Source organism: uncultured Dokdonia sp., from assembly GCF_947492815.1.
GTDB lineage: Bacteria > Bacteroidota > Bacteroidia > Flavobacteriales > Flavobacteriaceae > Dokdonia.
Genome location: NZ_CANLOB010000021.1, coordinates 67,323 through 92,037, shown reverse-complemented (window position 1 = coordinate 92,037; position 24,715 = coordinate 67,323). Strand labels below are relative to the sequence as shown.

At 32.9% G+C, this 24,715-nt stretch carries 23 protein-coding genes; 13 read left to right on the top strand and 10 right to left on the bottom strand.

Annotated features, from left to right (window positions below; translation table 11 throughout):
• The first annotated feature begins 78 nt into the window (after nt 1–78).
• The 9 genes from Q1A01_RS17200 (at nt 79) to Q1A01_RS17160 (ending at nt 7,868) form a co-directional block, all read left to right on the top strand.
• Complete coding sequence (locus tag Q1A01_RS17200; RefSeq protein WP_299683454.1) at nt 79–546, top strand: hypothetical protein; 468 nt, start codon at nt 79–81, stop codon at nt 544–546.
• 11 nt (nt 547–557) lie between these two features.
• Nucleotides 558–1,025, top strand: coding sequence for a phage holin family protein (locus Q1A01_RS17195; RefSeq protein WP_299683452.1), 468 nt, complete (start codon nt 558–560; stop codon nt 1,023–1,025).
• 35 nt (nt 1,026–1,060) lie between these two features.
• Nucleotides 1,061–4,012, top strand: a complete 2,952-nt coding sequence (locus tag Q1A01_RS17190; RefSeq protein ID WP_299683450.1) for a hypothetical protein — start codon at nt 1,061–1,063, stop codon at nt 4,010–4,012.
• 193 nt (nt 4,013–4,205) lie between these two features.
• Nucleotides 4,206–4,628, top strand: a complete 423-nt coding sequence (locus Q1A01_RS17185; RefSeq protein ID WP_299683448.1) for a TIGR02594 family protein — start codon at nt 4,206–4,208, stop codon at nt 4,626–4,628.
• A gap of 10 nt (nt 4,629–4,638) precedes the next feature.
• The gene (locus tag Q1A01_RS17180) at nt 4,639–4,830 is read left to right on the top strand and encodes a hypothetical protein (protein ID WP_299683446.1); all 192 of its coding nucleotides are present in this window, start codon (nt 4,639–4,641) and stop codon (nt 4,828–4,830) included.
• A gap of 358 nt (nt 4,831–5,188) precedes the next feature.
• The gene (locus Q1A01_RS17175) at nt 5,189–5,779 is read left to right on the top strand and encodes a hypothetical protein (protein WP_299683444.1); all 591 of its coding nucleotides are present in this window, start codon (nt 5,189–5,191) and stop codon (nt 5,777–5,779) included.
• A gap of 23 nt (nt 5,780–5,802) precedes the next feature.
• Nucleotides 5,803–5,979, top strand: a complete 177-nt coding sequence (locus Q1A01_RS17170; RefSeq protein ID WP_299683442.1) for a hypothetical protein — start codon at nt 5,803–5,805, stop codon at nt 5,977–5,979.
• Nucleotides 5,980–6,225: 246 nt separating this feature from the next.
• Nucleotides 6,226–7,425, top strand: a complete 1,200-nt coding sequence (locus Q1A01_RS17165; protein ID WP_299683440.1) for a DUF2586 family protein — start codon at nt 6,226–6,228, stop codon at nt 7,423–7,425.
• A 20-nt stretch (nt 7,426–7,445) separates the two neighbouring features.
• Nucleotides 7,446–7,868 carry a hypothetical protein gene (locus tag Q1A01_RS17160; protein ID WP_299683438.1) on the top strand — a complete coding sequence of 141 codons (423 nt, stop codon included), beginning with the start codon at nt 7,446–7,448 and terminating at the stop codon, nt 7,866–7,868.
• A 233-nt stretch (nt 7,869–8,101) separates the two neighbouring features.
• On the opposite strand, the gene Q1A01_RS17155 is transcribed toward Q1A01_RS17160, so the two are convergent.
• Together Q1A01_RS17155 and Q1A01_RS17150 are read right to left on the bottom strand one after the other, a co-directional pair.
• On the bottom strand, nt 8,102–9,205 hold the full coding sequence (locus tag Q1A01_RS17155) for a hypothetical protein (protein ID WP_299683436.1): 1,104 nt from the start codon (nt 9,203–9,205) through the stop codon (nt 8,102–8,104).
• Nucleotides 9,206–9,331: 126 nt separating this feature from the next.
• On the bottom strand, nt 9,332–9,712 hold the full coding sequence (locus Q1A01_RS17150) for a hypothetical protein (protein WP_299683434.1): 381 nt from the start codon (nt 9,710–9,712) through the stop codon (nt 9,332–9,334).
• Between the two features lie 241 nt (nt 9,713–9,953).
• On the opposite strand from Q1A01_RS17150, the gene Q1A01_RS17145 reads away from it, so the two are divergent.
• Genes Q1A01_RS17145 through Q1A01_RS17130 form a run of 4 tightly spaced genes read left to right on the top strand, consistent with a single transcriptional unit; the run spans nt 9,954 to nt 12,755 of the window.
• Nucleotides 9,954–10,661 (top strand): hypothetical protein, encoded by a 708-nt coding sequence (locus Q1A01_RS17145; RefSeq protein ID WP_299683432.1) that lies wholly within the window; start codon nt 9,954–9,956, stop codon nt 10,659–10,661.
• 41 nt (nt 10,662–10,702) lie between these two features.
• Nucleotides 10,703–11,341 carry a hypothetical protein gene (locus tag Q1A01_RS17140; protein WP_299683430.1) on the top strand — a complete coding sequence of 213 codons (639 nt, stop codon included), beginning with the start codon at nt 10,703–10,705 and terminating at the stop codon, nt 11,339–11,341.
• Nucleotides 11,308–12,078, top strand: coding sequence for a histidine kinase (locus Q1A01_RS17135; protein ID WP_299683428.1), 771 nt, complete (start codon nt 11,308–11,310; stop codon nt 12,076–12,078). The genes Q1A01_RS17140 and Q1A01_RS17135 overlap by 34 nt, the downstream gene beginning before the upstream one ends.
• Nucleotides 12,079–12,080: 2 nt before the next feature.
• Complete coding sequence (locus Q1A01_RS17130) at nt 12,081–12,755, top strand: response regulator transcription factor (protein ID WP_299683426.1); 675 nt, start codon at nt 12,081–12,083, stop codon at nt 12,753–12,755.
• Between the two features lie 8 nt (nt 12,756–12,763).
• Here Q1A01_RS17130 and def read toward each other — a convergent pair whose 3' ends face one another.
• The 8 genes from def to Q1A01_RS17090 form a co-directional block, all read right to left on the bottom strand.
• A complete protein-coding gene (gene def, locus Q1A01_RS17125) occupies nt 12,764–13,288 on the bottom strand; it encodes a peptide deformylase (protein ID WP_299683424.1) in 525 nt (174 codons plus the stop codon).
• 11 nt (nt 13,289–13,299) lie between these two features.
• Nucleotides 13,300–13,935 (bottom strand): VOC family protein, encoded by a 636-nt coding sequence (locus Q1A01_RS17120; RefSeq protein ID WP_299683422.1) that lies wholly within the window; start codon nt 13,933–13,935, stop codon nt 13,300–13,302.
• Between the two features lie 105 nt (nt 13,936–14,040).
• A complete protein-coding gene (locus Q1A01_RS17115; protein WP_299683420.1) occupies nt 14,041–15,363 on the bottom strand; it encodes a carboxypeptidase-like regulatory domain-containing protein in 1,323 nt (440 codons plus the stop codon).
• Between the two features lie 216 nt (nt 15,364–15,579).
• Entirely contained in the window at nt 15,580–16,275 is a 696-nt protein-coding gene (locus tag Q1A01_RS17110; protein WP_299683418.1) for a hypothetical protein, read from the bottom strand.
• Nucleotides 16,276–16,778: 503 nt separating this feature from the next.
• The gene (gene galE / locus Q1A01_RS17105; RefSeq protein WP_299683417.1) at nt 16,779–17,798 is read right to left on the bottom strand and encodes a UDP-glucose 4-epimerase GalE; all 1,020 of its coding nucleotides are present in this window, start codon (nt 17,796–17,798) and stop codon (nt 16,779–16,781) included.
• A gap of 71 nt (nt 17,799–17,869) precedes the next feature.
• Nucleotides 17,870–19,600 (bottom strand): solute:sodium symporter family transporter, encoded by a 1,731-nt coding sequence (locus Q1A01_RS17100; RefSeq protein WP_299683415.1) that lies wholly within the window; start codon nt 19,598–19,600, stop codon nt 17,870–17,872.
• A 128-nt stretch (nt 19,601–19,728) separates the two neighbouring features.
• Nucleotides 19,729–22,911, bottom strand: a complete 3,183-nt coding sequence (glpK, locus tag Q1A01_RS17095; RefSeq protein WP_299683414.1) for a glycerol kinase GlpK — start codon at nt 22,909–22,911, stop codon at nt 19,729–19,731.
• Between the two features lie 26 nt (nt 22,912–22,937).
• On the bottom strand, nt 22,938–24,704 hold the full coding sequence (locus Q1A01_RS17090; protein WP_299683412.1) for a glycoside hydrolase family 36 protein: 1,767 nt from the start codon (nt 24,702–24,704) through the stop codon (nt 22,938–22,940).
• Nucleotides 24,705–24,715 lie beyond the last annotated feature (11 nt).

Here is a 24,715-nt window from a genome sequence, read left to right as displayed (position 1 = left end):
AATAGTTGTGTTGACTTTACATGTATAAAACTGATATTCAAACTCCCCAAATCAGATTTTAACCCTTAAAAAAATGTTATGAAAACTGTAAAAGTTTTATTTACAACAATGGCATTGCTATGGCTTGTCATTACTGTAAGCTTTATGATCCCTGTGATTTTGGGATTAACCCCATTTTTATTAATCTCAAAAAAGTATTATGGAGAATGGATTCTTTTCTTCTTTGCTATTATTAGTGCTATAGGAATTTACCCTCTTGGGTTTTTGTATAGAGTAGCAAAGTGGAAATCATTTAAAAGTTATTTACGACAAGTAAGTCTCAGTATAGATGTTACAGGGAATATTGTAGTTGGAGAGCTTTTAAATGACAACTTTATAACCGATGCATCTACGCATAGGTTTGGTGTTGTTCAAGAGACTATTAGTGATAATCTTGGCGAAAATGAAAGAGATGAAACCTTGACTTCTTTTGGTAAAAGATTTTCAAATCTTTTAAGCGTCTTTGATTTTGATCATGCAAAGAAATCTATTGTTGAAGATAAATAATTGGAATCCGGATGTACGAAAAAATATTAGAATGCCCGAATGAATTAAAAATTCTCATTTATTCCTTCTTTGTATACATAGATATAGACGTTGAATTGTTAAAAGTATTATTCTGTCTTATCCTAATAGATACATTTTTAGGAGTTGTTAAAGTATTTATGTTAGAAGAAGCTTTTTCTTTTAAAAAATTAATACTGGGACTTGTATCAAAGATAGCTGTACTGCTTATCCCAATGTCTTTAGCACTTATGGGTAAAGGACTTAATTACGATTTTAATTGGTTTGTAACTCTTGTTATGGATCTTCTTATTGTGAGTGATGGGATTTCCATATTCAGTAATGTGATTGCAATTAGGACAAAAAAAGAAGTGAAAAATTTTGACGCTCTTACAAAGCTTTTAAAAACTGTAAGATCTTCATTAATAAAGCTTTTTAAAAGATTCCTAGATACAATAGATGAAAAAAATAATAGAATGTAGTAGTAGCATATTGCTGCTTGACAAAAAAATAGACTATGAAAAAAAGTATAGAAATACTTAAATCTTATTTTGAAAAAGGAGATAGACCAACTCAAAGAGAATTTGAAGACCTTATAGATAGCTTTTTACATAAAGACGATGGAGTTGCTATTAAAGATATTTCTACAAATGCAGATGGAGATTTTGTTTTTGCTCTTTCTGATGGTACAGAACAAATAATCACACAATCTTCTGATGGAGTTTCCAATAGTGTTCTGACAGACCTTCAGAATGCGCTAGATGGTAAAGTAGATAAAGTAACTAATAAACAACTTTCTACAGAAGATTTTACAACATCTTTAAAATCGAAATTAGAACAACTAGAAAACTATGTACATCCAGCTGTTCATCAAATAAGCGAAGTAGAAAATCTACAAGAAACAATAGATACAAAACTAGCAACGACCGATGTAACTAAAGCTGCTTTAAATGGTTTAGAAATTAGAGACGAAAATGGCGTTGTACAATTCACTTCAGATGAATATGTAGAGCTCGAAGGTGTCTCTTTTGATCCCACTAATAATAGAATCAAGTTTATTGATGATGCAACTACTTATTATTATGTGCATAGTGTTGTAGGAGATGATACCACAGGGGGAATTAACAATCCATCAAAACCTTATAAAACTATTGATGGTGTGTTTGTTAATTATGATAAGACTATTGATTTAGATCAAGAATATATAGTGATCATATTAGTAAACCAAACAACTCATTTTATAAATGAAAGAGTTCCATTTTTAAATGTAGAATTTAGATCTAACTTATACGTAAATATCAGTTTTACAAATAATACGAATTCAGGAAATTTATTTTATACCAATAATGGGAGTCGTACTATACGATGGTATTTTAATATACCTAATGGACGTCTTATAGATAATAAAACAACCGGGTTCTCTTCATTAAACACAGAAGATTTAATATGCTATTTTAATGTAAATGAGATCAATATAAGTTCGCCTGGAGGGAACTCTAGATATTTTGGACGTACCTATTATGTAGAGAAGATCAATCGTCTTATTATGAATATGCATATGGGATCTTGTAGGACAAGACGATTAAACTTTGAATTGATTGATGCTACTGGGTATGGAGCAAACGGCGCTTTATTACAATCTATTGATAGTTTAGGATTTGAAGTGACTACAAATCAACTTATCACAGGTGATGTACGTCTAGTAACTATTGTAAGATCAGGTAAAATAGCTTTTGAAAGAGTCTCAGGAAATCTGAGGTTCCATTATTCAAATTCACCAATCACTGTGGAGTTTTTAAATACGCTAGAAGCTACCGTTTTGTTAGTTCAGACGGTAACACAGGTAACATTTACAGGACATGTAAAACTACTTAATTTCACAGGAGTTTCTACAAATGGCGCTATAGATTTTGTAAACCTTACTGTAGCTGATTCTACAGGGATACTTGCTGTAAATACAGGTAATTTAAATTATAGAAATTGTAGCATTGTAACCGATTCATATTTAATGTCTAAAGCAGGCACGGGAAGGGTTAGAATAGACAATACGACGATTCGTCAAAAGAACCCTACCAATTTAATTAATTCTACAGGTTCTGGTATTACGATAGATGTAGGAGGTTTTAGTACAAACGCAACAACACTCTCTAACAATGCTAATGATACATTAATTCAAGATTTTAGAGATTTTGCAGAGGCTAGCATACCTGGTGGTGGTTTAAGCGAAATAGAAGTGAGAGACGAAAATGGCGTTGCTCAATTTGCAGTAGATGCGTTTATTGAGTTTGAAGGTGCTTCTTTTGATTCAATTAATAAAAGGGTACAGTTTTCTTCATTATCGCCTTATACGATATATGTAGATAGCATTAATGGAGATGATGCTACGGCACAATTATTTAATAGTGATAAACCATTTAAAACGTTTTCAGCAGCTAAAGCAAAAGCATTACCAGGAGTGAGTACTTATTATTTTTTAAGTAGTATTGTTTTAGATGATACACCAACATCAAGTACTTATTTTTATTCTGATAGAGCTATAACAATAGATTTCAGTAATGTGACAGGGAGAATAACAGGAGGAACTTGGTATTATCACGCACCCCTTTCAGAATTCAGGCATATCAATACAGGAGATGAAAACCCTATAACTTTTAATTTTTCTAATTGTCATATTGTTGCAGATAGAATTATTATGAATAGTAATTCTGAAGGCTCAAATAATTTCCTTTTTGATGCCGTTCCAAATAGTAATAGTACCGCATATGCAAATGAAATGATATTTGGTGATGGAGGAGGAAATAGAGTGAGAGGATGCTTTAAGCATTATCAAGTGACTTGTAATGTCTTTACATTTTCAAGACGTCAATACCTCACAGATTCAACAGATACAGGTTTTTATAACGTAGATACATTGGCTGTTTCTGGAACCATTGGGACATTAGGAATCTTCCCAACAGCAAGGATATTATCATTTAAGAAAATGAAAGGCGGAGCTATAAACTGGTATGGTCTTTATGATGATAGTAAGGTCGTTAGAGAAACTGCAACCATAAATCTAAGAGGTAATGTTGACCTGACTGGGCATTCAAGACCTGGAAATACAGGAAACATAATTATTTTCGATTTTAGTTTTGATACTCTAAATATATTCTCTTTTTATGGTAAGATAAGTTCTAAAGCAGCAGGTAATTATGCTGTATATGCAGGTACAAAATTGAATGCGAAAATTAAGATATATAATTCTAGAATAGAAGCAGATGATGATTTCTTAAGGCATAATCCAAATAGCGATAATACAAACAAAGAAATCATTATTAAAGATTCTGAATTCATATTTGATACACCTGATGAGAATATATTTAAAGATACAGGTACCGGTATCAACGTCACTAAAATTGGGACAATGCTTTCAAATGGAGGGTTAGGGGCTAATGTTACTATTAACACTACAAAACTAAACGCTTTCTAAATCTAAAAAATGAATGCTACTCATTAGATAAGGATACTTCTTCTAATTGCAAATAATACACCTAAAGTCAAATCTTGTTTTGTAGTTATGGGTGCGCTTTCGCGAAAGCGTACTCATCTAGATTTGAATAAGAAATGGCGCATATATATAAACTCTAATTCATATTAGAAATTACAATAGAACACAATAAAGAATGATGAAACACATGAAATATGCCTTTAGTCAATATGGCATACAAGAAAAAAAAGGGACTAAGAATAACCCCGAAGTACTTAAGTATTTCAAAGAATTAGGCTATAAAGGAAAGCAACTAAAAGATGAAACGGGCTGGAGCTCTGCGTTTGTTAATTGGGTGTTTAAGATGAGTGATGCGCCATATACAGGTAAGCTAGATGCAAAAAGCTGGTTAGACTTAGGTATGGAAACTAATGATCCTCAACTAGGAGATGTTGTTATTTTTTGGAGAGAAGATAAAAAGAGTTGGAAAGGCCATGTAGGGTTTTTTATTAATCGAATAGGGGATGAAATTTTTGTCTTAGGAGGTAATCAAGATAATCAAGTAAATATTTCTAGTTATGCTGCATCTAAGCTTTTGGGCTATCGCGTAATTATTTAAAGTTAAGAAGATGCGTAGTTCTAAAATTGAATCTGTTTGTATAGTGTGTTTAATACTATTCATATTTTTAAATGAGCAATCTCAAACTAATTTTAAAAGAGAGATTCAATTAGAAGAACAAATACGCAGTAAGTATAAACTAGATAGTTTACAACAATTAGTAGATGATTGTCATTTTAAGATAGCTCGAAAAACTGAATAATTGTCTTAGATGATACATACTTCATCATATTCTGAGTACTGTTTTGTTCTTCTTTCTCTAAGAGGTTTTTCCATTGATTAATTTATTTCCTACATATTAATTCTACAAATAAAGGTTTTTCTGTTGCAAAACAAACATTTGTTTGTTTTGTGTAATTATATGTATGTAATATGTTTGTGTTGTAGTTTATTTGTTTTAAGTATTTAATTATTAATTAATTAAATTTATTCTGTTTATGATTGTTTTTAAGATTTATTTATTTCGAAATGTTAAATTTTAATCAAAAGATTAAATTTTTGCAAAAATACAACGATATATATAAACATATGTTGTATATTTGATTCATAGAAACAAACAAATGATTTTAAAAGAGTTTTATTTGGATAAAAAGGAGCGTATTGAGACTGAAATGAGTTTTAGTGGTTTTATACCTAACATCACTTTTTATAATGATAAAGTACTTAAGCATCAAGTTGAAATACCTACGTTATTATTTAAATACGTATCTGTTGATTGGAAAAACTTTTCAGAAGAAGTACGTATAGCAACCGTTGATTTTTGTATATATATTCTATTGCCAATAGAAGCTTTAGGAGCAAATGAAAACCAGTATGAATCTGTATTTGATTTTTCTAAGAGTATAGATAAAGCGATCCTTTCAGGTAATGAGAAAATAGGAGGGGTAAATACCACCTTTAAAATGAAAGAGAAACAATATTCTTATCCTACAGAGGCGTGTTTGAAAAATACAAATCATTTTATCTGGGAGTTGTCATATAAGACAGCACTAAGGGAAACAAATACGAAAAATACATATGGTTTACTGTGTGCTGAGGCTGCTTTAGAAAATCAAAATCATACTCCTGTAGAAAGTTTTTCAGGTCCGTTTATTTCTTTAGAAGATCAAAAGATCTATGACATTATCAAAACACCATTTAATAATAATTAATTTTTAAAAAACAATAATACACTATGAGACGCAGTAATAAATTATTAGAAAAAAGAAGAGCTTTTGTATTAGCATATATACAAGAGAATCAAGAAAAACAAATGAAGGTTATCGTAAGTGAGCTTTCTGAAAAACTATTTGTAACAGAACGTACTATTTATACAATCATTAATGAAGGTACACAACTTAAGGCTTCATAATACATTTAGCATACTTGGTGATGATTTAGCTACAATACAAATAATCACTAATGAGTAGTTTGTTTTATAAGAATTAGCGCAGTTCTTATTTAGAGACAACGATCAAGCATAATTTTAAACGCTTTTTATTCCTTAAAAAGCATCCCATTTTAATTTTCTGAATACTAAGATATGTGAAGAAGTATACTTCTTGATACTGTCTTTTGTATGCCCTAATTCTAACAAGATTGATAGTAAAATTTGATTATGAATACATTAAATGACACCGCAGTAGAAGATCTTTCTGATATATTAAGTAAAAGAACCCCAAATCATGATATGATATCTGGATTGCTATTTGACGGTGCTATAACTCCAGAGGGATTAACACATGATACTATTTTTCGTTTAACGTCTTTAGAAGATGCAAAAAGATTAGGAATCACAGAATCTTATGACATAGAAGGGCAATCTGCATATTATCAAATAGAGCATTATTTCAGATTGAATCCATTAGGTGATTTATATATAATGGCTACAAAGGGAGCTTCCTATAAAGAAGTAGCCGGTCAAGCCAAAAAAATGCAAGAAGCTGCTAGAGGAGAAATACGTCAACTTGCGCTTATTTTTTCTGGAACAACTTCTTTTGCAGATACAAAATGGGCTATTCAAGAAGCGCAATTACAGGCCGATAAAGCGTATGCGGCTCATATGCCTTTTGAGGTTCTAGTAGAAGGGAAAGGGTTTGCAAATATGTGCTCAAAAGGAATACTCGCCATAGATGATTTAGCAGATTGTAATGCAGGTAATGTTTCTGTTATTATTGCGATGGATCAGGATGATGCATTAAGGTATCCAAATACAGCTGCTGTCGGAATGGCTTTAGGAGCAGTTTCTTTAGCAAAAATATCTGAAAATATTGTGTGGGCAGAACAGTTTAACCTTATGGGAAAAGGGTTTTTAAACGCAGGACTTATAGGAGGTAGGGAAATAACGAAACATACAGAATTTGAGATCCTGAATCAAAGAAGATATGTATTTGCAAGAAAGTACATGGGATTACCAGGATTCTATTTTAATGATAGTCATACCGCAACATTGGGAACTTCTGATGTTGCATACATAGAAAATAATCGTACGATTAATAAGGCATCAAGATTGTTGCACAAAGCATTACTTTCAAAATTGAATTCTTCCATTTTACTGGATGCTTCTGGTTCACTAGCTCCATCGGTTATAAAAGGGTTTGAGACTATTTGTAATAAAGCTTTACAAAGAATGGTTTTCAATCGAGAGATTTCAACATTTGATCTTTTTATAGATCCTTCCCAAAATATAGTCGAGACTTCAGTATTTCAAATAAAAGCAGAAGTGACTCCTATAGGTACAGCTCGTAAAATTGTAATAAACCTTGGTTTTAAAGACCCTTTTGGGGTAAAGAAATTAGAACCACAGCATACTTACTAACGATAAAATATACTATAATCATGAACGAATTACCATTTATAAACGGACAACAATATACTTGGTCTAGTATAGAAGTATGTGTGTTAGATCAAATCATTACAGGGATTACTTCTGTAAACTACGATGATTCAATAGGAGAGGAAAGTCATTATGAAATAGATGGATTTCCAGTGTTTTCAAAATGTAATGCTTATGAAGCCAAGGCATCGATGACATTAAACAGAGATGATATTAATTTAATTTTACAGGTACTTTCGGAAGATCAAGAATTGCAAAATATTCCAGCTTTTGATATTGTAGTCAGTTACTTAAAGGATAATGATATTGTTACTCAGGTAATTCGTAATTGTGAGTTTACTACAAACTCATTATTAACGAAACAGAATTCTACAAAGAATGAGGTTGCCTTAGACCTTATTTGTTCACATATAGAGTGGAACTAGAAAGTAATTTTGAATATCTAATGATGTGTACACATACATAGATTATAAGATGAGGTTACTTTTTTATATGATTCTTCACAAGACCCTAAACGCCCAAAGCAAACAAAAGACGTTTGTAGCGTCTAGATGAACTATCATATATGTAGGGATACTTACTAAAAGCTGCTTTTAAGATTTTCTTGCCACATATCTTAAAGCAGCTTTTTTATTTTCATTCCAAATTATAAATACAATTATTTTTGGACATTTTGTGCTACAAGTTTTACATTGATGGTGTATTCTATATCATCAAATCCATGAGAATAATCTTTTGTAGTATTAAAGGTCTTTGTTTCTCCTAGGACTAGATTGGAAAGGTTAATAGCATAATTACCCATGAGATCATTACCACTGTGAAGGCCGTCATCATCATATATTTTTATGTTTACGGATTCATTAAACCAAATAGAGCGACCACAGGACCAAGTATCTCCTTCTTTCATAGAGTAATAGTCATAGGTAGGGTAGTAATACATTGTTTCGTTATCTGCTTGGAATGTAAAGTAAACTTCGTTTTCGTTTCCTGCACCATCATTTGAAGGATGTTTACATTTAAGACTAGTAACGATAAGTAAATTGTTTTTTTGTGGTTGATACGCAGGTCTTAAATAGCTGTCTCCATTTCCTTCTTGGGAACCAATGATAAATGTATAACTTTCTTCTTCCATAATTCCATCTTCTTCACCTACCCCTATAGTTAATGTTGCTCCTAAAATGCCACCAGATGCACTATATGAAACAGCTGTAGATATTTCTGCTCCAAACCCAAGGTCTATTTCTGTACTCCAAGCATACCCTCCTAAATCTGAAGGGGCATTATCCCAAATGCCAAATTGTACACCTACTAAGCCACCTTCATCTATACCTTCAGTAATTCCTACGCTTAGAAATTCAGAGGTAGCTACTCCTTTAGAATCTCCAATACCAATAGCTACTCCTATAGTTGCTGCAAAACCAATGATAAATTCTACTTCTATATTAAATCCTATAGAAAAACTGCTTGCAGGAATGTCTAGCGTATCAAGTGTTGCTTTCAGATCTGCAAATTCAGGGCTGTTGATGAGGTTGGCTACCATTGCTTGTGCCGTAGGTAAGTCTGTAGTTGTTACTGTTTTTAATTGTGCGTCACCATGAGCAGATGTACTATAATTTTCCCAACATTGTTGTGCTTGTTTAAGTACTTTTTGTTTTGTGTCAGATATGGTTAACGCTTGCTTAGGTTTTGTAACGGCTGTGGTTCCTAAATATTGATATTTTTCTGTATACGCCGAAATTTGTGTTTTTAATATCGTATTCATATGAATGTTTTTTATATTTAAATTTAAGAAGAATGATGAAACTCAGTTTATGTATTAGAAGATCTCATTATGAGACTTTTGAAGTTGTTCGAAAGATGTTTGAGATTTTCTAATGCATAGTCTGAATTAATCTATATAACTGTAATTAATCGTGTAATCTGCATCATTATAATTTTTGAGACGTATAGATCCCGAACCAGATCCTGGTTGAAAATCATGACTTTGTAAATATGTAGCTAGATTAGGGTCGTCATTTAAATCATGATCCCAAAGAGTAACAAGAACTTCGTAATCAAAATTGAGAATGAGCGAGTCCTCATCACTATTGGTAAGATTCCAAGTGTCGCCTTTTTCCATATTATGAGCTTCATTGATTCCGTATGGAATTCTAATAGGTATTCCTCCATCTGCTTGACAGACTAAATAGACTTCGTCTCCTCCTGTAATATTGCTTTCTGAGGTGTGAGCACAGTAAATAGAATTGATTTTTATTGAATGCTTACTCATAGTTGTATAGTTTTTAATTAATAAAATGGTTTCTGTGATTAGTTTTCTGTTAAGAACTTTGTGCGTGGTAATTATTTGACAACAAAGTTGGTGGGATTTAAATACTTGTGAAAGAGTAGAATTTGCTGAATTTTACTACGGGAAAATACGTAGTCAGTTTTACAGGTTAATACGTGTAAATACGTATAAAAATCAAGAGAGATTCTTCTAATATTGTAATTTAATTATTTATAAATATTTTATGCAAGTAATGAGACCTAATAACAATTGGAGGGTAATATCTGCAAGAGAATCACAGATATATACAGAGCGCTGGCAACGAATGTATCCTTTAAGCGCATTTTTATTTCATCGTAATGAATTAGCTTGTATTCAGAACGAGACAGGTAGTGATGGAATACGATTTTATATGGCTCTTAAAGAAGCATCAGAAGTTGATATGGTTGCAGTTGGTGTTTCATCAAAAATAGATCTTATTGGAGATAGTCAAAATAGTAAGGTGTATAACTTTCCTATGCCGTGCCCTTCCACGTGTGATGTGACAAGTGAGTTGTATCATAATAAGAATAATAAAATAGACGATGTACATTGTGATTTATTATATCTAAAAGAACCTTCTTCTAATTGTAAAGAACAGCTTCAAGAAATTTCAATAATAGATGCATTTACTTGGACATTAGCTTGGCAGAAACAATACGATATCAAGTCTTTTTTATTTGATATTAATCAATTGCATATAGCTATGAGGGATACAAATGCTTCTAGAGTACGAATCTATTTTGGATTAGATACAGATGATAGGGTTTTTGCTATTATGGTTGGAGTGGATAATCGCGGATATGATGTGTTAAAAGATGTATATCAAGTAAATGAGATTTCTCCCTGTGGTAAAGATGAAATTATGTCTAATATATGTGATGAGTTAAGTTTTTTATATCATACAGTTTAGTATAAGTGATAATAATGTTTCTAAGTACTCAATTTTATGATTTGATAATTAAAATAGCACAAGTATTTATCATTGTGCCATTAGTGATTGCTTTTTGGCGTTTTAAATATTTAAATAAAATTCAATTGTTGCTTTTAGGGCTATTAGTTATTTCTGCTTTGACATCAACAGTAGCTAGGTATTTATGGAGCATTAAAGAGAATAATCTTTACTTATTGCATTATTATACTGTTATAGAGTTTTGTTGTTGGGCTGCTATTTTTTATTTGTTTTTTGAAAGTGTATTCATGAAACGTATAATTTTTTGGATTGGGATTGGATATGTTGCTTTTGCTATAGTTAATAGTGTTTTTTGGGAAACATTAGAAACTTTTAATACAAATAGTAGGTCTTTAGAGAGTGTGTTGTTAATTTTTTTCTCCATAGCTTATTATGTAAAAATGTTTAGAGAAAAAAGAATCTCCAGATTGGAGTATAATGCTTCTTTTTGGGTAAATGCAGCAGTACTTGTTTATTTTTCTAGTGGTTTTTTATTATTTGAATTTAGTGATTTATTGCTTAACCTGAGTAGTTATAAGATAAGAGGAGTATGGGGTGTTCATGGTATTTTTCTTATCGTTCATTATATATTAATTACAATAGGTGTATGGATAGGATCCGATCAGAAGACTTCTCATTAGTACTCATTGTTGGTATGACAGGAATGTTTGTGCTTGCTGTTGCTATTATAGTATTTGTATTAATCTATAAGCGTAAAATTATAGAGGAGCAATTAGTTTATCAACAAGGCTTAATTCAGACTGCTGTAGCAATTCAAGAAGAAGAGCGTAAACGTTTTGCTGCTGATTTACATGATGAAATAGGAGGTGGGATTTCTACAATTTTATTGTCAATTTCAGGATTAGAAAACCATTTTCAATCTCCAATTAAAGAAAAAACCTCCATAAAGATCGGAGGTGTCAGACAACAATTAAATGAGTTGTTAGATAGTGTGCGGGAAATCTCTTATGATATTACTCCTAATGCATTAGAAAATTATGGATTAATAGCAGCGCTAAGTGATTTGTGTTATCAGATACAAGAAAGTGGTCAATTGGCTGTTCTTTTTGAATGTAAAGGGAAAGAAGAACGTTTAGATTTTTCGAAAGAATTGGCCATCTATAGAATTTGTAAAGAATTATTAAGTAATACAATTAAACATGCTAAAGCATCTCAAATAAGCTTGTCAATATTATATAATAAGGGAGTATTTACTTTAAGCTATCAAGATAATGGGAACGGATTTATATACGATACTAGTAGTAAAGGAAGTGGTATGAAAAATATGATGAATCGCTCAAAAATACTTGATGCAATATTGGATATTAAAAGTGTAGAAACTCAAGGAATGGAAGCATGTTTGACTTTGAAGTTATAAGTATGAATATAGAAGAAGACAGTATAAAAATAGCTATAGCTGATGATCATGATTTATTTAGAGCTGGTATTGCAAAAATTTTGCAAGGCTATTCACAGTTTGAAGTCATTCTAGAGGCAAGTAATGGAAAGGTGTTGTTAGATAAAATAGGAACTTCTTTGCAATTGCCAGATATTGTGTTGTTAGATATTAGGATGCCAGAAATGGATGGTTTTGAGGCGGCTACACAACTAATTAATAATTTCCCATCTATTAAGATTATTGTTTTAAGTATGCATGATAGTGCAAGACATATTATTCGTATGATAGAACTTGGAGCTCATGGATACTTGTTTAAAAATGCACACCCAGATGAGGTCATAGAAAGTATAAAATTGGTTCTTGAAAATGATTATTATTTTAATGATAAAATAAATTCCCTATTACAAAAAGTTATTCGTTATAAAGGAAGGAACTCGGGTGATTTAGATATCCCAGTGCCTATTAGTCCTAGAGAATTACAAGTTTTGGAACTTATTTGTAAAGAACATACAAATAATGAGATTGCAGAACTCCTTTTTTTAAGTGCAAGAACTATAGAGGGACATCGAAAAAACTTAGTAAGTAAATTAGGTGTTCGTAATATAGCTGGACTTGTTGTATATGCACTTAAGCATGAACTAGTGAAAATCAACTAGAATATGTGTCACATCCAATACTTCTCATATTCTTCTTGAAATGTGAGAGTTTCCATAGATTCCATACGATCTATAAGTAACGTTCCATTAAGGTGGTCAAGCTCATGTTGCGCAACGATAGCAGCAAAGTTGTCTAATTCTTCTTCAAAATAATCCCCATTGCGATCTGTTGCTTTTAATAAGATGCGTTTATGACGTTTAAGTTTGCCTCGAATGTTAGGAATAGATAGGCAACCTTCCCAACTATCAACAAGAGTATTATCTAGGAACTCTATTTCAGGATTGATGGCAATATATATAGGGAATGGAGTTTTGTTTGGATAGCGATGGTTTTCTTCCATTTCCATGGTGAAAACTCGTTTTAGAATGCCTACTTGAGGTGCTGCAATACCTGCGCCATTTTGAAAACGCATAGTATCAATGAGGTTATCAATAGTTTGTTGAAACTCATTTGTTTTTAATTCATTTTCTACAATAATGGATGTTTCTCGTAAAAGAGGATTTCCCATTTTTAAGACTTCAAGTACTGCCATTTGATGTATCGTTATAAGTGTATAATTCCGTTCGGAGTATTAAGTGTTACTTGTAGTGTGATTTGTTCTTGTTTTTCTATGTTGAGGTTGTATGCTAACTCTTTGAAATAAGGACGTATTTTTTCTGGAGTAGGGTGTGTAGCATAAATGTCGACTAATGAGCATCCCATATTTGGTAATAATTCATGCGGATGCGTATTGCTTTTTGACCAATCTAGTACAAAGGGGATAAGCTCTACTTCTGGTGTGGGTAGAGGCATGAGTAATTCCCATTGCAATACTAAGCCACTTGCTGTGTGACGAGATCCGTTTTTGAGACCTCCCATGGCAGGATGGTATTTTTTTAAAATGGTACTGTCTTTTTCTAAGTTTTTAGATTTTAAAGCAAATCGTGTGATTTGATTTTTTGTTAATACATCTACACCCATCCATCTATTTTGCATGCTATTTTTATTACTGTGATCTATGGCGATAAGCTCCAAATACATACCGTCTTGTAAATTGATGAGTGCATTTTTTGTACCTTCAGAGGTGTGGTGTCCTCCAAATATAGGAGTAACTCCTAATTTCTTTTCAAATTCTTTACATGCGGTATCAAGATCTGAAACTGCATATACAATATGATCTATAGTTCTATTTGTGTTCATAAGTGGTTATACTAAAAGAGACTGTCTAAAAAGAATTCTTATTACAGAATGATTTCTTTTTAGACAGTCTCTTTTGTGAAATTTACTTACATTTAAAAGGAGTCTTTATGGTTTTTTACCTACAGAAGCCTCTGTTTTTCCTTCTTCTTTTTGCAAGCGTCTTTGTATTTTTCGAATAGCAGATTCTATTGATTTTTCAGGTTCTATTACATTGTATTCTCCCCAAAATTTTGGATCAGAAAACCCAGAAGCTTCATCAGACATAATGATAGATGAACTTAACTTATCTCTTGAGGTCCAATCTTGAGCGTTGTCAAAGAGTTCCCAATCAGTAACCGCCATTTCGCAGGTTAATGAGTAAATAGATTTAAATAGTCTACGACGTTTTTTAACTTCAAAAGTCATATTGGCTTTGCTATAACCATAATACCATTTGCCATCTTTTTCTCTATAATCGACCGTGTAATCTATATTTTTTGCTTTGATACGTACATTGTCTGGTTTTCTTTTTACTAAAAGTTTAATGACCTCACTTTGATTAGAAAGATTTAAGTTGAATGTCGCTTTAACTAATGCTAATGAATTTGTGTTGATGTACAGTTTCCCGTTGTATAGAGGATCGATGACATTATCTTTTTGTTTAAAATTAACGGTGTATACTGGAGTTCCATTAATTTCTGAACTCGGGCCAAATTCAAAATCATATCCTTCCATAGTGTATGAAGTAAATACATATTCGGGATATTTCATTAAATCTATATACAAGGTGCTAAAAGGACCTCCTTGAAGTTTTAAAGCAATGGTGTCAAGTTTTGAGTAATCAGTATTTTTTCTTGATTTTACAAGCTTAATAACGTCTTCTCTAGAATCTCCGTAAGGTTGTTTGTAAACATTTAAAACCGCTTCTGCAAGTGATGCGTTTTTGTTTCTTTTTTTGATGGTTTCTCTGTAAAAGGTAGTCATCAGTGTTTTGTTTTCGATGTAGTTTGAACGTTTTTTCTCAAACACTTTATCTACAAGATCACGAGCGTCTTTATACGAAGTTATGTTTACTTCGGTGAGTTCTATACTAGCGGTTTGTAAAGATATGCGAAGATCTTTTGCATTGTCTTTGCTTACATTAATGGTTTTAGGTTTAAAACCAAGTGCGTCAATTTTCAATACAATAGTTTCTGTATTGTCTATTTTTAATAGAAATGCGCCTTCAGTATTTGTAATGGTACTTGTGTTGCTATTTACTTCTTGGATAGAAGCTGCAATAATAGGTGCTCCTGTTGTAATATTTACAACCTGACCATTGATGGCTACAATAGATGTGTCAGTTTGGGCATTTAGGGTCGTTGTGGTATAGGTGCCAAGGAAAATTAATAAGAAGATGGTTGACATTAATTTTCCTATTTTTTTTGGTAGTAAATAAGAAATTTCCATAATTGTATCTTTTAGAAGTATTCATAGAATGATGAATACTAGTTTAAAAGGTACGATTATTTTGATTTTTATCCTATTGCAGAGCTATGCTACGGGAAGTTTAGAATGGTTTTTTAACAACTTTAACAACCTATATTTCCTATTCTAACTTGTATTCAAAGTAAAATCCCTTATGATATATATCATAAGGGATTTTATTATAGGATTTATTGGGTATTATAATGAGTTATAATACTTCATGATTTTTGCAAAGTCTTCAGGCTTTTTAAGTTTTAATTTATTGCTCTTGATATAAGCTCCTACCTTATCTGCTTTATCGCCCATTACTTTTAGGAGTTTAGATTTTTTAAGTTGAAATTTTTCAAAAGTCCCATCTTTATTTATATAATAATCATGACGTAAAAGGTATTTGTCATTAGGAGAACCTCTTTGAGGGTCTGGATTTCCAGCTTTAATTTCAATACGGTAATCTTTGTATATCGAAAAGTCTTTACTTTCAGTGATTACTTCAAAAACTCTATTTCTTTGATGAACTGAAGAATAAACGCTTTTAAAGGTTTTATTTTTAACGACGATATCTTTTATATTTCTAAAATTAAATGTGAACATAGAATCTAATCCAATTTTAGATTGAAAAGCATTACGTTGTGCATTAAAATTAAGGTTGTTTAAACGTACTTTGGTGTCTTCTGATGATACTGTAGCATAATTTGCCCAATCATCATATAGGTATACGGTACCATCTATAGGATTTTTGACATTTTTGATGATAGAAGAAGATCCAAAGGTTGCTTTTTTTGCTCCTAAGTTTGTAAGCCCAGTAAGTACATTATTACTTGAATTTTCACCTTGGCTTTGTCCATACACTATAGTAGAGCATAATAATAGTGCAACGATAAAGGTTCTTAACATATTTGTAGTTTTTAGGGCGCTAAAATAAATAATTATCGCCTATACAAAGGTAAACCCCGACACAAATTAACTTCTTCATAACATTTAAAACGGAAATTTAACATAGTAGAGGGGCGCTATGTCGGAATTTATTCAGAAAATCCTTAGAAATACAATACATATACTTTTATATATTGATGCACTCGTTGTTCATTTTGACAAGATAGCTGTTATGTACTCTAGTAACCTTCATTGTATTTCTTAAATTTTAAATAGAAGAAGTAGTGATTTTTTCAACGTTTAAGAGAGTTGAAAAACAGCAGATTTATTCAAAAAACACCAAAGGTATTGATAAAGTATGTTTTATTAGTGAAACATTATTTTGTAAAGTCTATAAGACACATACAAAATAAATAGTTGAACTAATCTCGCTTTTTAAGCGGGATCTTGGTTTAATACCTCGATCTCTGGAGCGATTCCTTTTATTCGAGTCCAGAGTTTGCCTTGGGATTTAACCTTTTATTTTACTTATTACGTACTTTTTGCTCCCATGTCCAGGCAGAAGCCATGGCTTCATCTAAAGTACTTTTGGCTTTCCAACCTAAATCTTCATTGGCTTTATGAGTATCTGCATAGGCCGCAATTACATCACCTTCTCGCTTATCAACAATTTTATAATTAAGGGATGTATCGGCTGCTTTTTCAAAAGAAGTAATGACTTCCAAGACAGAACTTCCAACACCAGTACCTACATTAAAAACCTCGTAATTATCTTTATTTTTGTCTTGTAATAAACGTTCTAATGCAACTACATGCGCTTTTGCAAGGTCTACAACATGAATATAATCACGTATCGCAGTACCATCTGGTGTAGGGTAGGTATCGCCAAATACAGCTAATTGTTCCCTGAGTCCAATAGCCGTTTGCGTTATAAATGGCACTAAGTTTTGTGGTACGCCTATAGGTAATTCTCCAATCTCTGCAGATGGATGTGCGCCAATAGGATTAAAATAACGTAATGATATTGCTTTTAACTGTGATGCAATCTTACACGTATCTCTTATAATCTCTTCTCCAATTTGTTTGGTATTCCCATACGGAGACTCGGCAGGTTTTACAGGAGCATTTTCTGTGATCGGTAATTCGTCTGCTTGTCCATATACAGTACAAGAAGAACTAAAGATAAAACTTGCTTGTTCCTTTTTCTGTAATTCTTGAAGTATATAAATTAAAGTAGCGATATTATTTTCATAGTAAAGCAATGGTTCTTTTACACTTTCTCCTACGGCCTTAGATGCTGCAAAATGAATAACTCCTGCAATATCTTGATGTCTATTAAAAAAGTCGATCACCTTAGGTTTTTCACGCAAGTCAAATTCTTCAAAAATAGGTGTTGTCCCTGTAATATTGGTAATTCCTTGCAATACTTCTTTAGAAGAGTTAGAGCAATTGTCTATAATTACAACTTCATGTCCGTTATTTTGTAATTCTACAACAGTGTGGGATCCTATAAATCCTAATCCTCCGGTAACAACTATTTTCATATAAAATGTGTGTAATAGCTAGGCTATTTCTTATGTTTTTTACACGCTTTCGCGAAAGCGTACTCAGGTTATTAAAATATTAAGTAGGTGCTTAATACTAATAGAGTAATAAGTCCTCCTACAATGTATGCATACTTCCAAGGAGTGGTATCAATAGCTTCTGTGGTTTCAGGAACGTAAATGTCTGTTTTGGGTTTTATCATTCCGATGACTAACATAATAATGATATTCACTACAAATAAAATTCCCATGATATGGAGAAAATGCGGATATGCTTCTGCTTCAACAAGTTTTACTTTTGCGGCATATGCATCAATATCTGTAACATTGATACTGTCAAAAAATACTTTTTTGGTATCTACTCCATCTTCAACTTTTAAGCTATTGATATACTTTGAACTTACTAAATTATTATCATCAAGTGCTGATTCTGTCATTTTAGGTCCTAAATAAAGTAAGCTAAATAGATACATTATGACTCCTAGAATCATTACGACTTTTGCGCCAAGGGCTGGTACATGTTTTGTCAAAATTCCGATAATAACAACAGCAAGAATAGGGACACTTAAACTACCTAATGCTTGTTGTATATAATCAAATAATCCATCAGGTGCTTTAGCAATAAGAGGTGCTATACTCATAGATATTACGGCTACTAAGAGACCAAATAACTTTCCTGCTTTTACCGTTTGATGCTCAGAAGCATCTTTCTTGAAAAACTTCTTATAAAGATCAAACCCAAACAGCGTTGCACTACTATTTAATAAACTATTAAAGGAACTTAACACAGCTCCAAATAATACGGCAGCAAAAAATCCTAATAGCGCTGGTGGTAATACTTCTTTTACTAATTGTGGGTATGCTTGATCTGGTGCACTAAGGTCACCTTTAAATACATTCCAAGCAATGATACCTGGAAGTACTACAATAACTGGAATCAGGAATTTTACGAAAGCTGCTAGCATCATTCCTTTCTGTCCTTCTTTTAAACTCTTGGCTCCAAATACACGTTGTAGTATAGATTGGTTGGTTCCCCAATAATACATTTGTGCAATCATCATTCCGGTAAAGATAGTTCCTACAGGTATTGATGAGGTTACATCTCCAGTAACATCAAATTTATCTTGATTTTCTGTCCACAATGTGCTAAGTCCGGCAAACATGTCTCCATCACCAATAAGCTTTAATCCAAAATATGGGATTAATAATCCTCCTACTAATAAACCTATAGCATTGATTAAATCAGAAACAGCAACAGCTTTTAGACCCCCAAAAATAGCATACACAATACCTATCAAACCAATACTCCAAACGCATAAGGCAATTACTGAAGATTCTTCCCAACCTAATAAACCAGGTAAATCAAACATGGTGCTAAACGCTAATGATCCAGAATAAAGGATAGTAGGGAGTAATACAATGGCAAATGCAATTAAAAATAATACGGATAGTATGGCTTTTGTATTTTCATCAAAACGTTTTTCTATAAATTCAGGAATGGTGGTAATACCTCCTTTCATATATTTTGGGAGAAACCATACAGCTGTAATCACCATAGCTATGGCAGCAAGTGTTTCCCATGCCATTACAAGAATTCCCTCGCTAAAAGCTTGTCCGTTCAACCCTACAATTTGCTCTGCAGATAAATTTGTAAGTAATAAAGATCCTGCAATTGTGATAGCGCCAAGGCTTCTTCCTCCTAAATAATATCCGTCTGCAGATTTTTCATCGGTTCCTCTTGTTTTCCACCAAGCAAATCCTGCTACTAATAGTGTAAATCCAATAAATGAAATGATTCCCATAGGTTGTTTAATTTATAGTGTTGCAGTGAAAATATGAAATTTCATTGAATATAGAGGTGCTTTTTGGGTACGCTTTCGCGAAAGCGTATACCTCATGATTTACTACAACGTTATAGTTGTTTTGTTGCTTAGGCTTCCATTTCTTTTTCATAGTAATGTGATGCATCTTTTACTAAAATATCGAGCCATTTGTTTTCATCGATTACGCGTCCTTCATCCCATCCTAAATATTTAATAAGATCTTCCTGTACAAGTTGTCTGTATTTGTGTACACTATGTATATCAAAATAGAGTCTTCCAGTTCTTCGTACAAAGAAATCGGCTAAAGAGTTGGTCATTTCGTGATGTACACTATACCAAACTTCAGCACGTATCAGACGTTCTTCTACAGATTCATTTAAGAAATAATCTATTTTCTGTATGATATCATCTGCCTGTTTTCCATAGGTAGTTGCTAAATATTCACTTTGGTTTTTATCTTTAATTCCCATTGTATTGAGTTGTGTAGCAATTTCTTTTTCATAGGTATTGACATCTTTTGTATTGGTCAAAGGGCTAGAAGTAAGCGGTATACGTTCTGTGTGGGATTTTACGAGATGTTGTTTTTTCTTTTCAGGTACATTTTTCAATACGGTATCTATAACGCGCTGTGCCATTTTACGATACCCTGTGAGTTTTCCTCCTGCAATAGAGATAAGGCCCGTTTTTGAAACAAAAATCTCATCTCTTCTGGAGAGTTCGGATGGGTCTTTTCCATCTTCATGAATAAGCGGCCTTAATCCTGCCCAGTTAGATTCAATATCTTCTATAGTGAGTTGTACGCTCGGAAACATATTGTTTACAGCATCCAATAAATAAGTAGCATCGTCTTGTGTAGCGACTACTCTATTTAGATTGCCATTATAGTTGGTATCGGTAGTTCCTACATAGGTAGATCTGCCTCTTGGAATGGCAAAAATCATACGTCCGTCTGGGACATCAAAATAAATAGATTGAGTTAGCGGGAAACGTTCTCTTGAAAAAACAATGTGTACACCTTTGGTTAAATGTAGGTGTTTATTATTCATAGAGTGATCTTTTTCTCGCACTAAATCTACCCAAGGTCCTGCCGCCGAAACATAATTGTTTGCTTTTAGTTTAAAGCTACTTTTAGTATTGTAATCATAACAGTGTAGGTTTTTAATTTTTCCTTCCTCATCATAATTAAATGATTTCATTTCGCAGTAATTAATCACACATGCTCCAAAAGAAGCTGCTTTTTTGAGAAGCTCAATAGTAAGTCTGGCATCATCAGTACGGTATTCTGCATAGTAACCGCCTCCTACAAGGTGTTCTTTGTTGAGTAATGGTTCTTTACTTGCAGTTTCTTCTGTAGTAAGCATTTTACGCTTGTCTTCGCCTTCTACATTGGCAAGAAAATCGTATACTTTTAATCCGATGGCAGTCATCATTTTGCCATACGTTCCTCCTTCAATAAGCGGAAGTAGCATTTTTTCTGGAACAACGAGATGCGGTGCTAGTTTGTGTACAGTTGCTCGCTCACTACCAGACTCTTTTACAAGTCCAATTTCCATTTGTTTTAAATAACGTAATCCTCCATGAATGAGTTTTGTGGATTTATTACTAGTGCCTGAAGCAAAATCATTTTTTTCTATCAAACAAACATTCATGCCTCTGGAGGAGGCGTCTAGTGCAATACCTGCTCCAGTAACACCACCTCCAATAATGATGAGGTCAAAACGTTCTTTTTTGGCTCTTCGCAATTGGGTGTCTCTATCCAAAATAGAAAAACGTATCGGTCCTTCTTCTTTAACGGATAGCATATTTTGATTAGAAGACTTGGTACGTGCTACTGCTTGTTTCCATCCTGTATATTTCTTGGTACGTGTATACTCTGTAATTTCAGGAGTAAATAGGGTGTCTACTTCTCGTAATTTGGCAATATCTTTTTTGGTCCACAAGCCAGCTTGAATACCTGCTAAAAATGCAGCACCCAATGCTGTGACTTCAAGCATTTTTGGACGATCTACTTCTACATTTAAAATATCAGCTTGAAATTGCATGAGGTAATTATTTGCTGTGGCACCTCCATCTACCTTAAGTGATTTCATTTGTTTGCCACTATCTTCTACCATAGCCTCGAGCACATCTCTAGATTGATACGCAAGTGCATCTACGGTAGCTTTGATAATTTCATTTTTACCCGAATCTAGGGTAAGACCGTAAATGGCTCCTTTTGCTTTCATGTCCCAATGCGGTGCTCCTAAGCCTGCGAATGCGGGTACCACATATAAATCGTCTGCAGAGGTTGTTACTTCACAAATAGCTTCGGTTTCTTTTGCATGATCAATTACCTGAAGTTTGTCTCGTAGCCATTGTACAGAGGCTCCAGCTACAAATACACTTCCTTCTAAAGCATACTTTATATTGTCTGATGCTAAGCTTGCACAAAGTGTAGTTAATAAACCATTTTTTGATTGGTATGGTTTTTTACCTGTATTCATAAGCATAAAACAACCTGTCCCGTAGGTGTTTTTTGCCATTCCTGACTTATATCCTCCTTGACCAAATAGGGACGCTTGTTGATCTCCTGCAACACCATAAATAGGAATTTGGTGGTCTTTGTAGGTAAAGTGCCCAAAATTTGACGAAGAATGCTGTACTTTAGGAAGCATTGCTTTAGGAATTTGTAATGCATCTAGCATTTTTGAATCCCAGTCTAATTGTAAAATATTATAAAGTAATGTACGTGAAGCATTAGAATGATCAGTTACGTGATGCTTTCCTTGTGTAAATTTCCAAATCAACCAGCTGTCTATAGTCCCAAATAAAAGTTCTCCTTTTTCAGCTCTTTCTTGTGCGCCTTGTATATGATCAAGAATCCATCGTGCTTTCGTGCCAGAAAAATAAGAATCTATGACTAGACCTGTGTTTTTTGCCACATACTCTTCGAGTCCTTGCGCTTTTAATTGTTCGCAAATTCCTGATGTACGTTTGTCTAACCATACAATGGCATTATGAATGGGTTCACCTGTAATTTTATCCCATACTACAGTGGTTTCTCTTTGATTGGTAATACCAATAGCTGCAATTTGATCTATAGTGATAGAAGATTTTTCTATAACCTCTTCAAATACCTCTTGTTGGTGGGTTACAATTTCTATCGGATCGTGTTCTACCCATCCTGGTTTTGGATACTGTTGAGTTAATTCTTTTTGAGCAATACCACAGATGTTCCCTTTTTTATCAAATATTATAGCGCGTGTGCTCGTCGTGCCTTGATCAAAAGCAATAATATATTCTTTACTCATAGTTTAGCGTACAAATTCTTTTGTGATTAAAGATAAGTATTCTTAGATAGTTTAATTAATCCACTTTGAGGGACTTCTATTTTTAAAATCCCTTTTTGTAGCTGTATAGATGATTCTTGTATTATTTTTCCTGTACAACTATAGATGACCATATTATAATCGCCTAAATTATGGTTGCAATTTATGATGACATATTCTTCTAATTGACCATTTATAATATCAATTTTTGGAGCTTTTGAAGTTATAGGAACAACATAATTATCAAAGACACCTATAATATGTTGATCGTTTAAAATGGATTCGCAAATTGGGTAATTAGCTAATGGTTTGTGTGGCGTAAAATCTCCTTTTAATAATGTGGTTGCATTTTGATTCCAGTACTTTGTATAAAACCCTATCATACTGGCTTCTTCTTGAGATACTTCTTGAAGTAAGATAGATAGTTGAGGAACACCAAAAAGTGTATTTACTAGTTGTAATGCTTTGATTTCTATAGGTTCATCTTTATGATAGGTAAACATATCACTATGTACAGCGGTATCGCCAGAAATCATTTTTATATCTGCAATACGTACGCGATTCATAGCATTATCTCCAGGGCAATCAAATGCTCTAAACATATTACCATATTTTCGCATTGCTGGTCCTGTGTATTTTTGTCTGAATTCAATAACAACGTCTTTTTTTATAGCTTTCAAAGAAGTAATAACGTCTGTTAGTAATCTATCTACAGCTTCATTGATAGAGGAGAAATCTCTTCCGTCTTCTAATGTTAATACAGTTTCTGGATATGCTTTGAACTCATCAATGAAATCTAGCTTAAAACCATCTAAATTCCATTCTTCAAGAGCTTTTGTGTATAATCCTATAAGATAGGTTCTTACCTCTGGATATCTAGGGTCAAAAACAGGCGCCCATCGATGATTTTCAGTCAGAAACTTCCCTTTAAATTTTTGATAAGCTTTGCTATGTTTTCCACAAAAAGGAACAGAATACCATAAAGCTAGTTTCATGCCTGTAGCGTGCACTGCTTCGGTGAATGATGCTAGATTAGGAATGCGTTCAGGTTCCCAATCTCCAGTATAATCGTATCCTCTATTACTATCTTTAGTTTGCCATCCATCATCAAGAATCATAAGCTCGTATCCTAGTTTTGAAGCCAGTTTACATTCTTCTATTAAGAGTTCGGGCTCAAGATTTTGATGAAATTGGTACCAAGTAGAATATACAGGTTTTTTTGCCAGTGCTGGCGTTGGAGTAGGTGTCAGGTGTTCAAAATTTTCCCACCAAGTTCTTACTCCTTTTAAAGCTTCGGAAAAATGATACGTGTTTTGATCTATTCGTAACTCTGTACTATATGATGTAATTGAATGATGTGCTTCTGCAAATAAAGTGATGTGACAATAGATACAATTATCTTCTTCTCTATATAATGCATTTAGTGATGTTGTATTAATAGCATCAGCGCATGCAAATGTGAGTGTGTTTTTGTCATTATGTCCATAAATGGACACCACAGGAGCATCAACAGAAATACGTGATTCCATATGATTTAACTCCCAATCATCCATAATACGTTTCGAAAAATCTGATGTTGGTTTCCAAACTCCTTTTACATTTATTGCTGGGATTTTCCAGGATATGGTAACGGGTTTAGGGGTAAACTCTTTATGTGCCGAAAAATATATAGTGTATATATCTATATCTTTTTCTTTCGTATTTGATGTAATAGTAACATCAAAAGTATCTGGGTCTTTAATGATGTTAAAACGATGTGTAATTACTTCTTCCATGTAAGCCTATT

Excerpts from the sequence above, each read along its gene's own strand:
- Q1A01_RS17200 (WP_299683454.1), top strand. The coding sequence starts at position 79 with ATGAAAACTGTAAAAGTTTTATTTACAACAATGGCATTGCTATGGCTT.
- Q1A01_RS17195 (WP_299683452.1), top strand. The coding sequence starts at position 558 with ATGTACGAAAAAATATTAGAATGCCCGAATGAATTAAAAATTCTCATT.
- Q1A01_RS17190 (WP_299683450.1), top strand. The coding sequence starts at position 1,061 with ATGAAAAAAAGTATAGAAATACTTAAATCTTATTTTGAAAAAGGAGAT.
- Q1A01_RS17185 (WP_299683448.1), top strand. The coding sequence starts at position 4,206 with ATGATGAAACACATGAAATATGCCTTTAGTCAATATGGCATACAAGAA.
- Q1A01_RS17180 (WP_299683446.1), top strand. The coding sequence starts at position 4,639 with ATGCGTAGTTCTAAAATTGAATCTGTTTGTATAGTGTGTTTAATACTA.
- Q1A01_RS17175 (WP_299683444.1), top strand. The coding sequence starts at position 5,189 with ATGATTTTAAAAGAGTTTTATTTGGATAAAAAGGAGCGTATTGAGACT.
- Q1A01_RS17170 (WP_299683442.1), top strand. The coding sequence starts at position 5,803 with ATGAGACGCAGTAATAAATTATTAGAAAAAAGAAGAGCTTTTGTATTA.
- Q1A01_RS17165 (WP_299683440.1), top strand. The coding sequence starts at position 6,226 with ATGAATACATTAAATGACACCGCAGTAGAAGATCTTTCTGATATATTA.
- Q1A01_RS17160 (WP_299683438.1), top strand. The coding sequence starts at position 7,446 with ATGAACGAATTACCATTTATAAACGGACAACAATATACTTGGTCTAGT.
- Q1A01_RS17155 (WP_299683436.1), bottom strand. The coding sequence starts at position 9,205 with ATGAATACGATATTAAAAACACAAATTTCGGCGTATACAGAAAAATAT.
- Q1A01_RS17150 (WP_299683434.1), bottom strand. The coding sequence starts at position 9,712 with ATGAGTAAGCATTCAATAAAAATCAATTCTATTTACTGTGCTCACACC.
- Q1A01_RS17145 (WP_299683432.1), top strand. The coding sequence starts at position 9,954 with ATGCAAGTAATGAGACCTAATAACAATTGGAGGGTAATATCTGCAAGA.
- Q1A01_RS17135 (WP_299683428.1), top strand. The coding sequence starts at position 11,308 with ATGGATAGGATCCGATCAGAAGACTTCTCATTAGTACTCATTGTTGGT.
- Q1A01_RS17130 (WP_299683426.1), top strand. The coding sequence starts at position 12,081 with ATGAATATAGAAGAAGACAGTATAAAAATAGCTATAGCTGATGATCAT.
- def (WP_299683424.1), bottom strand. The coding sequence starts at position 13,288 with ATGGCAGTACTTGAAGTCTTAAAAATGGGAAATCCTCTTTTACGAGAA.
- Q1A01_RS17120 (WP_299683422.1), bottom strand. The coding sequence starts at position 13,935 with ATGAACACAAATAGAACTATAGATCATATTGTATATGCAGTTTCAGAT.
- Q1A01_RS17115 (WP_299683420.1), bottom strand. The coding sequence starts at position 15,363 with ATGGAAATTTCTTATTTACTACCAAAAAAAATAGGAAAATTAATGTCA.
- Q1A01_RS17110 (WP_299683418.1), bottom strand. The coding sequence starts at position 16,275 with ATGTTAAGAACCTTTATCGTTGCACTATTATTATGCTCTACTATAGTG.
- galE (WP_299683417.1), bottom strand. The coding sequence starts at position 17,798 with ATGAAAATAGTTGTTACCGGAGGATTAGGATTTATAGGATCCCACACT.
- Q1A01_RS17100 (WP_299683415.1), bottom strand. The coding sequence starts at position 19,600 with ATGGGAATCATTTCATTTATTGGATTTACACTATTAGTAGCAGGATTT.
- glpK (WP_299683414.1), bottom strand. The coding sequence starts at position 22,911 with ATGAGTAAAGAATATATTATTGCTTTTGATCAAGGCACGACGAGCACA.
- Q1A01_RS17090 (WP_299683412.1), bottom strand. The coding sequence starts at position 24,704 with ATGGAAGAAGTAATTACACATCGTTTTAACATCATTAAAGACCCAGAT.